This is a genomic window from Streptomyces sp. NPDC047971 (genome assembly GCF_040653355.1).
Taxonomy (GTDB): Bacteria; Actinomycetota; Actinomycetes; order Streptomycetales; family Streptomycetaceae; genus Streptomyces.
On sequence record NZ_JBEZNW010000031.1, the window covers coordinates 15,100 to 29,598 of the forward strand.

General features: G+C 72.1%; 12 protein-coding genes. 9 read left to right on the forward strand and 3 right to left on the reverse strand.

What is annotated here, in order from left to right; genetic code table 11:
• Positions 1-50: 50 nt before the first annotated feature.
• Positions 51-473 (reverse strand): DUF3052 domain-containing protein, encoded by a 423-nt coding sequence (locus AB0D99_RS25755; RefSeq protein ID WP_137989507.1) that lies wholly within the window; start codon positions 471-473, stop codon positions 51-53.
• Positions 474-873: 400 nt separating this feature from the next.
• On the opposite strand from AB0D99_RS25755, the gene aceE reads away from it, so the two are divergent.
• Both aceE and AB0D99_RS25765 read left to right on the forward strand, forming a co-directional pair.
• On the forward strand, positions 874-3,606 hold the full coding sequence (gene aceE / locus AB0D99_RS25760) for a pyruvate dehydrogenase (acetyl-transferring), homodimeric type (RefSeq protein WP_362366757.1): 2,733 nt from the start codon (positions 874-876) through the stop codon (positions 3,604-3,606).
• A 60-nt stretch (positions 3,607-3,666) separates the two neighbouring features.
• Positions 3,667-4,422: a potassium channel family protein gene (locus AB0D99_RS25765; RefSeq protein WP_362366760.1), complete on the forward strand. Its 756-nt coding sequence runs from the start codon at positions 3,667-3,669 to the stop codon at positions 4,420-4,422.
• Here the strand turns inward: AB0D99_RS25765 and AB0D99_RS25770 are convergent.
• On the reverse strand, positions 4,403-4,879 hold the full coding sequence (locus AB0D99_RS25770; RefSeq protein WP_362366763.1) for a peptidase inhibitor family I36 protein: 477 nt from the start codon (positions 4,877-4,879) through the stop codon (positions 4,403-4,405). The genes AB0D99_RS25765 and AB0D99_RS25770 overlap by 20 nt on opposite strands.
• A gap of 151 nt (positions 4,880-5,030) precedes the next feature.
• The gene (locus AB0D99_RS25775; protein WP_362366766.1) at positions 5,031-6,653 is read right to left on the reverse strand and encodes an MFS transporter; all 1,623 of its coding nucleotides are present in this window, start codon (positions 6,651-6,653) and stop codon (positions 5,031-5,033) included.
• 126 nt (positions 6,654-6,779) lie between these two features.
• On the opposite strand from AB0D99_RS25775, the gene AB0D99_RS25780 reads away from it, so the two are divergent.
• From AB0D99_RS25780 to AB0D99_RS25810, 7 genes are all read left to right on the forward strand, one after another.
• The gene (locus tag AB0D99_RS25780) at positions 6,780-7,412 is read left to right on the forward strand and encodes a TetR family transcriptional regulator (protein ID WP_362366769.1); all 633 of its coding nucleotides are present in this window, start codon (positions 6,780-6,782) and stop codon (positions 7,410-7,412) included.
• Positions 7,413-7,609: 197 nt separating this feature from the next.
• The gene (locus AB0D99_RS25785) at positions 7,610-8,821 is read left to right on the forward strand and encodes an alpha/beta hydrolase (RefSeq protein ID WP_362366772.1); all 1,212 of its coding nucleotides are present in this window, start codon (positions 7,610-7,612) and stop codon (positions 8,819-8,821) included.
• A 65-nt stretch (positions 8,822-8,886) separates the two neighbouring features.
• Entirely contained in the window at positions 8,887-9,747 is an 861-nt protein-coding gene (locus tag AB0D99_RS25790; RefSeq protein WP_362366775.1) for a DUF4429 domain-containing protein, read from the forward strand.
• Positions 9,748-10,064: 317 nt separating this feature from the next.
• Positions 10,065-11,288 (forward strand): sensor histidine kinase, encoded by a 1,224-nt coding sequence (locus tag AB0D99_RS25795; RefSeq protein WP_362366935.1) that lies wholly within the window; start codon positions 10,065-10,067, stop codon positions 11,286-11,288.
• Complete coding sequence (locus AB0D99_RS25800; protein ID WP_362366778.1) at positions 11,285-11,971, forward strand: response regulator transcription factor; 687 nt, start codon at positions 11,285-11,287, stop codon at positions 11,969-11,971. The genes AB0D99_RS25795 and AB0D99_RS25800 overlap by 4 nt, the downstream gene beginning before the upstream one ends.
• A gap of 342 nt (positions 11,972-12,313) precedes the next feature.
• Positions 12,314-13,294 (forward strand): alpha/beta hydrolase, encoded by a 981-nt coding sequence (locus AB0D99_RS25805; RefSeq protein ID WP_362366780.1) that lies wholly within the window; start codon positions 12,314-12,316, stop codon positions 13,292-13,294.
• The gene (locus AB0D99_RS25810; protein ID WP_362366782.1) at positions 13,291-14,487 is read left to right on the forward strand and encodes an acyltransferase; all 1,197 of its coding nucleotides are present in this window, start codon (positions 13,291-13,293) and stop codon (positions 14,485-14,487) included. The genes AB0D99_RS25805 and AB0D99_RS25810 overlap by 4 nt, the downstream gene beginning before the upstream one ends.
• Positions 14,488-14,499 lie beyond the last annotated feature (12 nt).

Below are 14,499 nucleotides of genomic sequence, written 5' to 3' on the forward strand. Positions count from 1 at the left end.
GCACAGAGCCCCCGCCGGCTGTGCCGGCGGGGGCTCCTGCTGCTTGGGGATCAGCGCTTGGGGGCGACCAGTCGGCTGCCCGACCAGTCCTTGGCCACGCTGATGCTCTTGGTCTGGGAGAAGCCGGCGGTCTGCGCGGCGTCACTGATGTCGCTGGGCTCGACGTAGCCGTCCCGGCCCGTCTTCGGCGTCAGCAGCCAAACGACCCCGCCGTCCTCCAGCAGGCCAATGGCATCGACCAGGGAGTCCGTCAGATCTCCGTCCTCGTCGCGGAACCAGAGCACGACGGCGTCGGCGACGTCGTCGTAGTCCTCGTCAGCGAGGTCCGACCCGATGATGGACTCGATGCCTTCGCGGAGATCGAAATCGACGTCGTCGTCGTAACCGATCTCCTGGACCACCTGTCCGGGCTCGAACCCCAGCCTCGCTGCCGGGTTGGTCCGCTCCTCCGCGTGGTCCGCGGTCGCGCTCACGGCTTGCCTCCTGATCATGTATCGGAAAATGCTTGGGCCGCGCGCGTACGCGCGGCGCTGGCCGTAGTCCACACGGGCTGGGCGGATCGCGCAAGTACCCGGCCGCCGAGACCGCCGAAACGGTGACGTTTGGGGCCGTCTCGCCGCATCTTCCGGTCCGGTTCCACTTCGCTCCGTGACATAAGGCACACGCTTCGTCCAGCTTTGTATCCTTCCGCGGCTTCAGTCTGCCGAACGTGGTGACGAAACGCATGCGCGGGTTGGGCGTAAGGTTGCGATTTGACCCGACCAGGGGCCCGGCGGGGGTTACCCCTCGGTAGAGGTGACGTGTGACGCCGACGGGGTACACGATGGACTTCCCGGCCTTCCCGTGGGCTCCACCGAACAGCGAAGGAACAGCGTGGCTTCCGGATCCGATCGCAACCCGATCATCATTGGCGGCCTTCCCAGCCAGGTCCCTGACTTCGATCCCGAAGAGACCCAGGAATGGCTCGACTCCCTCGACGCCGCCGTCGACGAGCGGGGCCGTGAGCGAGCCCGCTACCTGATGCTCCGCCTGATCGAGCGGGCCCGCGAGAAGCGCGTGGCCGTGCCCGAGATGCGCAGCACGGACTACGTCAACACGATCGCGACCAAGGACGAGCCGTTCTTCCCGGGCAACGAGGAGATCGAGCGCAAGGTCCTCAACGCGACCCGCTGGAACGCCGCCGTGATGGTCTCTCGCGCGCAGCGCCCGGGCATCGGGGTCGGCGGTCACATCGCCACCTTCGCCTCCTCCGCCTCGCTGTACGACGTCGGCTTCAACCACTTCTTCCGCGGCAAGGACGAGGGCGACGGCGGCGACCAGATCTTCTTCCAGGGCCACGCCTCCCCCGGCATCTACGCGCGCGCCTATCTCCTCGACCGGCTCAACGAGACGCAGCTCGACGCCTTCCGCCAGGAGAAGTCGAAGTTCCCGAACGGGCTCTCCTCGTACCCGCACCCGCGGCTGATGCCGGACTTCTGGGAGTTCCCGACGGTGTCGATGGGTCTCGGCCCGCTCGGCGCGATCTACCAGGCCCGGATGAACCGCTACATGGAGGCGCGGGGCATCGCCGACACCTCCGCGTCGCACGTCTGGGCGTTCCTCGGCGACGGCGAGATGGACGAGCCGGAGTCGCTCGGCCAGCTCTCCATCGCCGCCCGCGAGGGCCTGGACAACCTGACCTTCGTCGTCAACTGCAACCTGCAGCGCCTCGACGGTCCGGTGCGCGGCAACGGCAAGATCATCCAGGAGCTGGAGTCGCAGTTCCGCGGCGCCGGCTGGAACGTCATCAAGCTGATCTGGGACCGCACCTGGGACCCGCTGCTCGCCCAGGACCGCGACGGCATCCTGGTCAACAAGCTGAACACCACGCCCGACGGCCAGTTCCAGACGTACGCGACGGAGACCGGCGCGTACATCCGCGACCACTTCTTCGGCGACGACCAGCGGCTGCGCTCGATGGTCGAGGGCATGTCCGACCACCAGATCCTGCACCTGGGCCGTGGCGGTCACGACCACAAGAAGATCTTCGCGGCCTTCGCGGCGGCCAAGGCGCACAAGGGCCAGCCGACCGTGGTGCTCGCGCAGACCGTCAAGGGCTGGACGCTGGGGCCGAACTTCGAGGGCCGCAACGCGACCCACCAGATGAAGAAGCTCACCGTCGACGACCTCAAGCGCTTCCGCGACCGGCTGCACATCCCCGTCACGGACGCACAGCTGGAGGGCGGCCTGCCGCCGTACTACCACCCGGGCCGGAACTCCGAGGAGATCCAGTACATGCACGACCGCCGCAAGGCGCTCGGCGGGTACGTCCCGACCCGTGTCGTGCGCGCGAAGCCGCTGGTCCTGCCCGAGGAGAAGACCTACGCCGCGGTGAAGAAGGGCTCCGGCCAGCAGTCGATCGCCACCACGATGGCGTTCGTCCGGCTGCTCAAGGACCTGATGCGGGACAAGGAGATCGGCAAGCGCTTCGTGCTGATCGCGCCGGACGAGTACCGCACCTTCGGCATGGACTCGTTCTTCCCGAGCGCCAAGATCTACAACCCGCTGGGCCAGCAGTACGAGGCCGTCGACCGCGAGCTGCTGCTCGCGTACAAGGAGTCCCCGACCGGCCAGATGCTGCACGACGGCATCTCCGAGGCGGGCTGCACGGCCTCGCTGATCGCGGCGGGCTCCGCCTACGCCACGCACGGCGAACCGCTGATCCCCGTCTACGTCTTCTACTCGATGTTCGGTTTCCAGCGGACCGGCGACCAGTTCTGGCAGATGGCCGACCAGCTCGCGCGCGGCTTCGTGCTGGGCGCGACCGCCGGCCGTACGACGCTGACCGGTGAGGGCCTCCAGCACGCGGACGGCCACTCGCACCTGCTCGCCTCGACGAACCCGGGCTGCGTCGCCTACGACCCGGCCTTCGGCTTCGAGATCGCGCACATCGTGCAGGACGGCCTGCGGCGGATGTACGGCCCGGACGCCGAGGACGTCTTCTACTACCTGACCGTCTACAACGAGCCGATCCAGCACCCGGCCGAGCCCGATGACGTGGACGCCGAGGGCATCCTCAAGGGCATCTACCGCTACAAGGCGGGCGAGGCCGGCGCGATCCCCGCACAGATCATGGCCTCCGGCGTCGCCGTGCCGTGGGCGGTCGAGGCGCAGCGGATGCTCGCGGAGGAGTGGAACGTACGGGCCGACGTCTGGTCCGCGACGTCCTGGAACGAGCTGCGCCGCGAGGCCGTCGACGTCGACCGGCACAACCTGCTCCACCCGGACGAGGAGCAGCGCGTCCCGTACGTGACGCGGAAGCTGTCCTCGGCCCAGGGGCCGTTCGTCGCCGTCTCCGACTGGATGCGGTCCGTTCCGGACCAGATCTCCCGCTGGGTTCCGGGCGCCTACACCTCGCTGGGCGCGGACGGCTTCGGCTTCGCGGACACGCGGGGCGCGGCCCGTCGGTACTTCCACATCGACGCCCAGTCGATCGTGCTCGCCGTCCTCACCGAGCTCGCCCGCGAGGGCAAGGTCGACCGGTCGGTCCTGAAGCAGGCGGTGGACCGCTACCAGCTGCTCGACGTCGCGGCCGCGGACCCGGGCCCCGCCGGCGGCGACGCCTGACGGCACCTCCGTGGGGTGCGGGGGCGCAGGCGCCCCCGCACCCGCCATACGATTCCCGGCATGAAGGAACGCTGGGAGAAGCGCACCCAGACGCCACTGCTGATCCTGGCAGTGGCGTTCGGCATCGCGTACGCCATTCCGATCGTGGCGCCTGATGCCGATCGCCTGGTCCACGAGCTGTGTCTGGCCGTGGAGTGGGTGGTGTGGAGTGCGTTCGCCGTCGACTACGCCGTGCGGCTGACGCTCGCCCCGGCGAAGTGGCAGTTCGTGCGCGGGCATCCGCTCGACCTCCTCGCCGTCCTGCTCCCGCTCGTACAACCGCTGCGGCTGCTGCGGCTGGTCTCCACGCTCCTCCTGGTGGGCAGGCGGGCCCGCATGGCACCGCAGATCACGCTGACCACCTACGTGGCGGGCGCGGTCGTCGGGCTGCTGATGTTCGGCTCGCTGGCCGTGCTGCACGTGGAGCGCACGGCTCCGAACGGCAACATCAAGACGCTCGGCGACGCGGTGTGGTGGTCCTTCACCACGATGACGACCGTCGGCTACGGCGACCACGCCCCGACCACGGGTCTCGGCCGCGTCCTGGCGGTGGGCCTGATGCTCTCGGGCATCGCCCTGCTCGGTGTGGTGACCGCCAACATCGCGGCCTGGTTCATCGCCCGCTTCGAGCGGGACGACGCCCAGGACCGCCGCCAGACGGAGCTCCTTGAGGCGCTGACCCGGGAGGTCCGGGAACTGCGCGACGAGGTGGCCCGGCTCTCCTCACCGGCCTCCGTGCCACCGCAGGGCGAGAGACCTACCGCTCCCAGATCTTGAAGGCTCTGACCTGGTAGGGACTCTGGGGCACCCAGGTCCCGCGCCCGGGATACGTCTCGAACTCCCCCGTCTCGGCGCACTCAGCGGACTGGTACGTCGTGACCGGCCGCCCCGTGCGGTTGGCGAGCGCCTGGGCGCTCGCGCCCTGCGGCAGGGCGACACAGCTCTCGACGTCCGTGTCGGCCAGCTCGTGCGTCCACACCGGCCCCCGGAAGTCCGCCCTGGGCCACAGACACAACTGACCGGTCGCGCAGGCCCCGAGCCGGGGCGACGGCGCGGCCTGGGCCGCTTGGGTGGTCTGCGCTGCTTGGGTGGTCTGGGCCGCTTGGGTGGTCTGCGCCGAGCGGACGGCCGTCGCCCGGGCCTGCGGGGCGGCCGCCGCGGGCACGGCGGGCAGGGCCGCGAGCGCGGTGGCCGCCAGCCCGGCCAGGAGGACGCGTGCGTGCTTCGTGAACATGTCGATGAACCCCCGTTTTGGTCACTCTCCGTAATCAGAAACTCTGACGGACGTCACAGCCCGTTGGGAAGAGGCCAAAGGTCGGTTCACCCGAAATGGTGACAGCCCCGCCGGACCGGTCCGGCGGGGCTGTCGTCTCACCGTGGAGAGGTCAGATGTGGGCGCCGCCCGCACCCGCCTCCGCGTTCGCGCCGCGCTTGGTGAGCGTGGCGACTCCGGCCGCGACGACGGCGACGACACCGGCGACGGTGAAGGCCAGGCCCATGCCGTCCATGAAGGTGTCGTGGATGACGCCTCCGATCACGTCGAGCATGTCGGGGGTCATGCCGGGCGTCTTCGCCAGCTCCGGCGGGACCATGCCGAACTCGGCGGCCTGCTCCAGACCCGGCGGGGGCGGGGCGGGGAGTCCGGCGGCGGTCCAGTTCAGCGGGAAGTCGCCGGAGACCTTGGAGGACATGACCGCGCCGAGCACGGCCGTACCCAGAGCGCCGCCGACCTGCATCGCGGCCTGCTGCAGGCCGCCCGCGACACCGGACAGCTCCAGCGGGGCGTTTCCGACGATCACCTCGGTGGCGCCGACCATGACGGGGGCGAGCCCCAGGCCGAGCAGGGCGAACCAGAGCGACATCGCGAGCGTCCCGGTGCCCTCGGTGAGCGTGATCATGCCGAACATCGCGGCCGCGGTGCACACCATGCCGCCGACCAGCGGGATCCGCGGGCCGAACTTGGTGATCAGGGCCCCCGCCAACGGCGAGGAGACGATCATCATCGCGGTGAGCGGCAGCAGGTGGAGTCCGGCGTCGATCGGGCCGAGGCCCTTCACGCCCTGGAGGTAGAAGGTGACGAAGAACAGGCCGCCCATGAACGCGAAGGCCATGAGGACCATCAGCACCACACCGGCCGACAGCGGCACGGAACGGAACATCCCCAGCGGGATGAGCGGCTCCTTGACCTTGGTCTCCCACAGGGCGAAGAGCAGGAAGAGCAGGACCGCGCCGCCGATGCAGCCCCAGGTGTTGCCGCTCGCCCAGCCCCAGTCCGCACCGGCCTGGATGATGCCCCAGATGAGGGCTCCCATCGCGCCGGAGAGCAGCAGGATGCCGAGGACGTCGAAGGAGCGCGGGGCGTTCTCGGCGCGGTGGTCCTTGAGGATCACCAGGCCGAGGACCAGCGCGAGCACGCCGACCGGCACGTTGATGAAGAAGACGGACTGCCAGCTCACGTGCTCGACGAGGAAGCCGCCGAGGATCGGACCGCCCGCCGTGGAGGCGCCGATGACCATGCCCCAGATGCCGATGGCCATGTTGAGCTTCTCGGCGGGGAAGGTGGCCCGCAGCAGGCCGAGCGCCGCCGGCATGAGCAGGGCGCCGAAGAGGCCCTGCAGGACGCGGAAGGCGATCACGAGCCCGATCGAGTCGGAGAGCCCGATCGCACCCGAGGCGGCGGCGAATCCGGCGATGCCTATCAGGAAGGTCTGGCGGTGGCCGAAGCGGTCACCGAGCTTGCCGGCCGTGATCAGGGCGACGGCGAGCGCCAGGAGATACCCGTTGGTGATCCACTGGAGCTGGTCGAGGGTGGCGCCGAGATCGGCCTGGATGGCGGGGTTGGCGATGGCGACGATCGTGCCGTCGAGCGCGACCATCATCACGCCGACCGCCACGGCGAACAGCGTCAGCCAAGGGTGGCCTCGCAGGCCCTTCGCCGGAACCGGCGCGGGGCTCCGGTCACCCCCCTGACCCTGCGGGGCCTTTTCCACGGTGGTCTGACTAGTCATGCGGCTGAGGCTAATGTCAGCCACTGACAATTGACAAAGCAATTCACACGACGGTAACTGTCACGTAGCTCACAGGTACCCTGAGCTGCACGAAGCCTCGGAAAGTGGCGAAAAGAGGGCCATGCGGTGACGGTTTCCGGTCTGCGGGAACGCAAGAAGCAGCGCACACGGGACGCACTGCTGCGTGTCGCCCTGGAGCTGTTCACGACCCAGGGATACGAGCAGACCACCGTCGACGAGATCGCCGACGCGGTCGAGGTCTCCCAGCGAACCTTCTTCCGCTACTTCTCCTCCAAGGAGGAGGCCGCCTTCGCCGTCCAGCAGATGGTGGAGGAGCGCTTCGTCCGGGCGCTGGCCGAACGGCCCGCCGAGGAGGGCCCGCTCGACGCGATGCGCCACGCCGTCCTCGCCGCCTGGGACACCATCGGTGAGGCGATCATGGAAGTCGTCCCCCTGGAGCTGTACCTGCGGACCTTCCAGATGATCGAGTCGACACCCGCGCTGCTCGCCGTCCACCTGCGCCGCTCCAGCGAGATGGAGGAGGCCATCGCCCGGCTGATCGCCGAGCGCGAGGGCCTGGACGTGGACGAGGACCCGCGCCCGCGGATCGCGGTGGCGGCGTTCAGCGGTGTCATGCGGGTGACCGGCCAGCTCTGGGGCCGGAGCGCGGACCCGACCCTGGAGGGGATGCGCGAGATGACCGGGTACTACCTGGACCACCTCGGCCCCGCGCTCGAACCGGAGTGGCGGAGCCGCTGACCGCGTCAGCACGGCGACGCCGCCGACTCCGTACGTGTGGGCTCGCGACGAGGGGCCCGCGGGCGCCCCGGAGCCGCCGACTCCGGCGGGCGAGGCGTACGCGGGCGCGTACGGAACGTCACCACGCCCCACCTCACAGGTGATCCACATCACTCGCCCGCCCGGCGTACCGCACCCGTCTCCTAGGGTGTGGCGCAGTGACTTCCTTCGACTCCTCCCCCACCCTCACCGTCTGGCGCATGACGCTCGCGCTGGCCGTCGTGTTCGTACTCCTGGCGACCACCGGCTGGACGACCATCCAGCATCAGCGCGGGCCAGGAGAGTCGCGGCAGGCCGCACTCGCCTCCTGGCTGCACGGCAGGATCGGCCACCGGGCGCTGCCCGACCCGGCCGCCCCCGCCCGCACGATCGCCGCGTTCTTCGATTCGATCGGCCCCACGCAGGGCGCCTTCCTCGCCGACGCGCACCCGCTCGTCGTCGGCAATCTCGACGGCGCCCCGGTCACCCTCCGCTACCGCGCCAACCGGCTCGCCCTCGCCCGCGCCCTGGAGTCCGAACGCGGCCGGGTCGAGGACTCCAGGCTCAGCGCCGACGGCCGGCACGAGGCGCTGCGCCGCGCGCACCGCTTCACCTCGCTGATGCGTCAGGACCGGCAGATCCTCGCCTTCGACCCGACCGGCGGCGGCCGGACGGCCGAGGTGCTCGGCGACCTCGACCGGGCCCGGCGGGTCTCGGTGATCGTGCCCGGCGTCGACACCAACCTGCTGACGTTCCAGAAGACCAGCCGCAAGTACACGGCCCCCGCGGGCATGGCGCAGTCGCTCTACGCCGCGCAGCGCAACGCAGCCCCCGGGAGCCGTACCGCCGTCATCGCCTGGGCGGACTACACGGCTCCGGTGGGCGTCGGCATCGACGCCGCGATGGGGCGCCTGGCCTCGGCGGGCGCGCTGCGGCTCGTCGACATGACCGAGGCCCTGCCCGGCACCTCCCGCGTCAGCCTGTTCTGCCACAGCTACGGCTCCGTGCTCTGCGGGGTCGCCGCGCCCCGGCTGCCCTCCCGGGTGACCGACGTGGCCGTCGCGGGGAGCCCCGGGATGCGGGTGGACCGAGCGGCCGAACTCTCCACCCGGGCCCGCGTCTGGGCGATGCGGGACGCGGACGACTGGATCGAGGACGTGCCGCACCTCGCGGTCGGCGGGGTCGGGCACGGGGCGGACCCGGTGGAGCCGGAGTTCGGTGCGCGACTGCTCTCGGCGGCCGGCGCGATCGGCCACACCGGCTATTTCGAGCCGGGCACCGAGAGCCTCCGCAACTTCGCGGCGATAGGCGTCGGCGCGTACCGGAGCCTGGCCTGTGCGAGCGTCGACAGCGCCTGTCGCCGGGGAATCTCCGGCGAGGAAGGTGTCTGACGCGCGTAGAGCACGGCACTTCGGCCTCCCGCACAGGGGCGACGCAGGGGCGCACGCCGCATACGATGAGGCACATGGGTGATGTGCTGGCCGGAATTCATGCCACCTGGGAGTTCGAGAGCGACGCCGTCGTCATCCGCTTCGATCGGGGGATCCGCACACCGAAGCTCTTCCAGACGCTGCGCGAACGACGCATCCCGCACGAGGCGTTGGCGTCGGTGACGCTGACCCCGGGCAAGCGGGGCACGGTCGTGCTGCACGCGGTGCCGAGACCGGGCGCCGATCCCCTGATGGAGGCGGCGGCGGGGCAGTTGAAGGAGGGGAGCGACCCGTACCGTCTGGTGCTGCCCGCCGAACGGGAGACGCTCGCGGAGTACTACCGGGACGAACTGCGGGCGCTGCTCCCGCCGGAGGACGGGCCGTCGGACGGCTTCCTCGTGGCGGCGCCGGAGGGGCCGCAGTCCTTCAAGGCGTACGACGGGAAGGCAAGCTTCGACGGTACGTCGCAGGTGTCGTTCCGCTGGTTCTGGACGGGCGCGTCCTCGGAGAAGTGGAAGGCGGGCGACCAGACCTTCCCGGTACGGGAACTGAGCGGGATCGAGTGGCGCTCACCGGACGTCTTCGACGGGTACCTCCGCCTGACGCCGCGGTCCGGGGAGCCTCGGCCGGCCCAGGCGGACCACGATCCGGCGGCCGTCGTCTTCGGCCTCGGCTACGGTCCGGTCCACGAGTCCCTGCCGTTCGCCGCGGCGGTCCTGTCGGCGGTCCGCGGCGCGGGCCGGGCGGCCGCGCTCCCTGAGGCGGAGCTGCGCGACCCGGCGGGGGTCGCGGAGCGGATCCGGCAGCTGGGGGAGTTGCACCGGGCGGGGCTGGTGACGGACGAGGAGTTCTCGGCGAAGAAGGCGGAGTTGCTGGCGGAGCTGTGAGGGCGTCGCCGCCGGACCGGTCGGCGGGGGACGGCTCGCGGTGCGGTGAGGCCGGGTGCCGGGGGCGGTGCGGGAGGCCGGGGGCGGTGCGGGAGGCCGGGGGCGGTGCGGGAGGCCGGGGTGCCGGCGGCCGGGCCGGGGGCGGTTCGCGGAGGGGGCGCCCTCGCCGTCATACCCCGGTATCACCCTCCGACCGAGCCCTCGGTATGACGCTCCCGGGCTGTCCGGCTGCCTAACCTGGGCGGGCCATGAACAAGACACCCTCCCCCGGAACCGACCGCCGCGTCGCTCGGATACTCGCACCTGTCCGAGGGGTGATGCGGTCCTTCGGCACCGCCCTCGCGACCCCGACGGAGCCGAGCGCCCCGCTGCTCGCCGAGGCGCGGTCGCGGTGGCTGCGGCTGCTCCCCTACGGCGTCGCGCTCGCCCTCGTCGCCTCGCTGCTCCCCGTCACCGTCACCGTCCTGCTCGACGACTACCAGGTCAACGGCGCCCTCGCCGGTGCCCTCGCCACCGCACAGACCGCGCCGCTGCTGCTCGCCGTGACCCGCCCGCTCCAGGCGTGGTGGATCATCGGTGTCGCCGATGTCGCCGGAGCCCTGGTGATGCTGTCCGCGGACGGGCTCGACGGCCGCAGCTGGCCGTGGACCCCGATGATCGTGGTCGGCTACCTCGCCCTGATGCTCGCCCTCGGGCTGCGCGAACCGCGCCGGACCCTGCTCGGTGTCTGGCTGGCGACGGGCGCCGCCGGTTTCGTCCTCACCGCGATCTCGTCGAAGAACGCCGACGGCATCCACATCCTCCTCTTCGTGCTGAGCGGAGGGATCCTGCTCCTCACGGCGGCGCTCCGCGAACGCGGGGACGCCGAGCGCCGCAGCGCCGCCGAACGGGCGCGCAGCACCCTCCTGGAGGAGCGGGCCCGGATCGCCCGCGAGCTGCACGACGTCGTCGCCCACCACATGTCCGTGATCACGGTCCAGGCCGACTCGGCGCCGTACCGGATCCCGGACCTGCCGGAGGCGGCGCGCGAGGAGTTCACCTCGATCGCCGCGAGCGCGCGGGAGTCGCTCGCCGAGATGCGGCGGCTGCTCGTGGTGCTGCGCAGCGAGGGCACGGAGGGCGAACGGGCCCCGCAGCCCGGCCTCGACCGGGTGCAGCAGCTGATCGAGGCGACGGTACGGGCGGGGGTGCCGGCCGAGATGTCGCTGGCGGCCGATCTCGGCGAGGTGCCGCAGGCGGTGGATCTGTCGGCGTACCGGATCGTGCAGGAGGCGCTGGCGAACGTGGTCCGTCACGCGCCGGGGGCGGAGACCCGGGTCTCGATCCGTTCGGACGAGGGCTGGTTGACGGTCCTGGTCGTCAACGCCCCGGTCGCCGGGCGCCATTCGCCGCTGGAGGGCGGGGACGGCACCGGGCACGGGCTGATCGGGATGCGGGAGCGCGTACGGTTGACGGGCGGCACGCTGGACACCGGGCCGCTGCCGGACGGCGGCTTCCGGGTCGCGGCCAGGCTCCCGCTGACCTCGAAGGACGTGCCGTGACCATCCGCGTGATCATCGTCGACGACCAGGCCATGGTGCGGGCGGGTTTCGCCGCGCTCCTCGCGGCGCAGGCCGACATCGACGTGGTGGGCGAGGCGCCGGACGGGAAGCGGGGCGTGGAGGTGGCGCGCTCGACGCACCCGGACGTGGTGCTGATGGACGTACGGATGCCGGAGATGGACGGGCTCGCGGCGGCGCGGGAGATCCTGAACCCGCCGGCGGGGGTCACGCACCGGCCGAAGGTGCTGATGCTGACCACCTTCGACGTGGACGACTACGTGTACGAGGCGCTGCGCGCGGGGGCGTCGGGCTTCCTGCTGAAGGACGCGCCGCCGGCCGATCTGATCGCGGCGGTACGGGTGGTGGCGGCGGGCGAGGCGCTGCTGGCGCCGTCGGTGACCCGTCGGCTGATCGCCGACTTCGCCGCGTCGAAGCCGGCGCCGCGCGCGGACCGGGCGGCGCTGCGGCTCAACGGTCTGACGCCCCGTGAGACGGAGGTCCTGGAGCTGATCGCGCGGGGACTCTCGAACCAGGAGATCGCGGACCGGCTGGTCCTGGCGGAGCAGACGGTCAAGACGCACATCGGGCGGGTGCTGGCCAAGCTGGATCTGCGCGACCGGGCGCAGGCGGTCATCTTCGCGTACGAGTCGGGTCTGGTGACTCCGGGGGACGCGGGGCGCTGACGCGGGCGGCCGGCTTCCGCCGCGCGGCTCCCTCCCCACGGCGGCGCCGGCCTCCGCCGCGCGGGCTCCCCCCACGCCGGGCTGGGGCGCGCGGGCCTCTCCCCCCACGGCGACCGGCTTCCGCCGCCCGAGCCCCCTCCCCCACCGCGGTCCGGGGCGCGCGGGCCTCTCCCGAACGGCGGCCGGGGGAAAACCCCACCCCCGGCCTGGTGCTCGCCCCTCGTCCACCCCCTACCCCGGTATCAGCGGGGAGTTGGCCCCTCGGTGTGACGTGGTGTCACCCGTCCTCTTCCTACCTTCCTCTCGCCACGGACGAGAGAGACGAAGAGGGAGGGCCCCCATATGCGCCGCTACACGAGGACCTTGGTCGCCGCCGCGCTCGCCACGACGGTGATCGCCGGGACGGCCGGCTGGGCTTCCGCCAGTGCGCAGCAGGCCGTCACCGGTGCCCCGGCCGGCACCGAGGCGTGGCGGGCGGACGGTCTGCCCGACCCGGAGCGGATGTCGCCCGCCCAAATCGCCGCGTTCTTCCAGGGCCTGACGCCCGGTCGGCAGCGGGAACTCGTGCGCGCGCACCCCTCCGTCGTCGGCAACCTCGACGGCGCCCCGCTGCGACTGCGGTACGAGGCGAACGCACGTACCCTCGGCGCACGGTACGCCGGGCAGCAGGTCCTCGCCTCCGACCCGCGCGGCAGGGGCCAGATCGTCCTCGTCCACGGCGACCTCACGACGGCCGAGAGCGTGGCCGTGATCGTGCCCGGCTCGGACATCGACGCCGGGAACGTACGGCCGCTCACCGACATGGCCGACGCCCTGCGCCGAGCCACCCACGGCCGCACCGCCGTCATCTCCTGGGCCGGATACACCACCCCCGTCGGCGTCGGCCTCGACGCCGCCACCGGCGACCTCGCCGAGGTCGGCGCGGAGCGGCTGACCCGGCTGACCGACGGACTGGCCGCGACCGGGGTCCCCGCCCCGTCGGTCTTCTGCCACAGCTACGGCTCCGTCGTCTGCGGCCTGGCCGCCCAGGACCTCAAGGCCAAGGACCTCGTCGTCTTCGGCTCCCCCGGGATGCGCGCCGCGAACGTCGGCGAGCTGGGCACCTCCGCCCGGGTGTGGGCCGCCAAGGACCCGTCCGACTGGATCGACCGGGTCCCGAACGTCGAGTTCGCCGGGCTCGGACACGGCGTCGACCCCGCCGACCCCGCCTTCGGCGCACGCCGTGTCCCCGCCGACGACGCGCGGGGCCACGACGGCTACTTCGCGCCCGGCACCCAGTCCCTCCGTACCTTCGCCGCCATCGCCCAGGGGGATGTCCGATGAGCGCTCTCGCCGCACGCATCGAGGCCCGCACTCCCGCCCACCGCGACCGGGCGATCGACGGACTGCGCGCCCTCGCCCTGCTCGCGGTGCCCACCGGGCACTGGCTGCTCGGCGGGTTCACGCTCTCCTCCGACGGGGCGCTCCACAACGCGAGCCCGCTCGGCACCTTCGGCGGACTCGCGCCCGTCAGCTGGATCCTGCAGATGCTGGGGATCTTCTTCCTCGTCGGCGGCTACGCCTCGGTGCTCTCGTACCGGAAGCGGAAGGGCTCCACCGGCGACTGGCTGAAGGGGCGCCTGGCCCGGCTCGGCCGGCCGGTCCTCGGGGTCACGGCCGTGTGGGCGGTCCTGCTGCCGCTCCTCCACTACGGGTTCGGTGTGCCGGGCGACACGCTGCGGACGGCGTCGACGCTCGTGATCCAGCCGCTCTGGTTCGTCGGGGTGTACACGGTCGTGACGGCCCTGACCCCGCTGTGCGTGCGTGCCGCCCGCCGGGCGGGCGTGTGGGCGGCGGCTCCGCTGCTGGCGTCGGTCGCCGTCGTCGATCTCCTGCGGTACGGGCCGTACGCCGACGCCGTGCCGTCCTGGCTGAGCCTGCTGAACATCCTTCCCGGCTGGCTCTTCGCGTACCAGCTCGGCGTCTCCTGGGGTGAGGGCCGGGTGACCCGCCGGCACGCCTGGGGTCTGCTGCTCGGCGGCGCGGCGCTCTTCGCCGCCCTGCTGCTCGCCTTCGGCTATCCCGCGTCGATGGTCGGCGTCCCCGGCGAGGCCCGGACCAACTCCCACCCGCCGTCGCTGCTCGTCCTCGCCCTGGCCGCCGCCCAGAGCGGGGCGGCGATCCTGCTCCGCGACCGGCTCGGCAGGCTGCTGAGGCGGCCCGCGCTGTGGGCGCCGGTCGTGGTCGTCAACCTGTCGGCGATGACGATCCTGTGCTGGCACCAGACCGCCATGCTCGCCGCCGCGATCCCGGCCTCGTACGCGGGTGAGGTCGCGGGCCTGGTCGGCGCGCCCGACACGGTGGGCTGGATCCTCGCCCGGCTGGCCTGGATGCCGCTGTTCGCGGGCCTGCTGGTCCTCATCGGCCGGTACGCGCGCGGCTTCGAGTCCCCGTGGACGGCCACGGGCCGGGCCCGGCGCGCCGCGGCGGGCCTCCTCGCGGCGGGGTTCGCGGTCTTCGCGCTGGGCCTGGCGTGAGGGGCGGCCGGT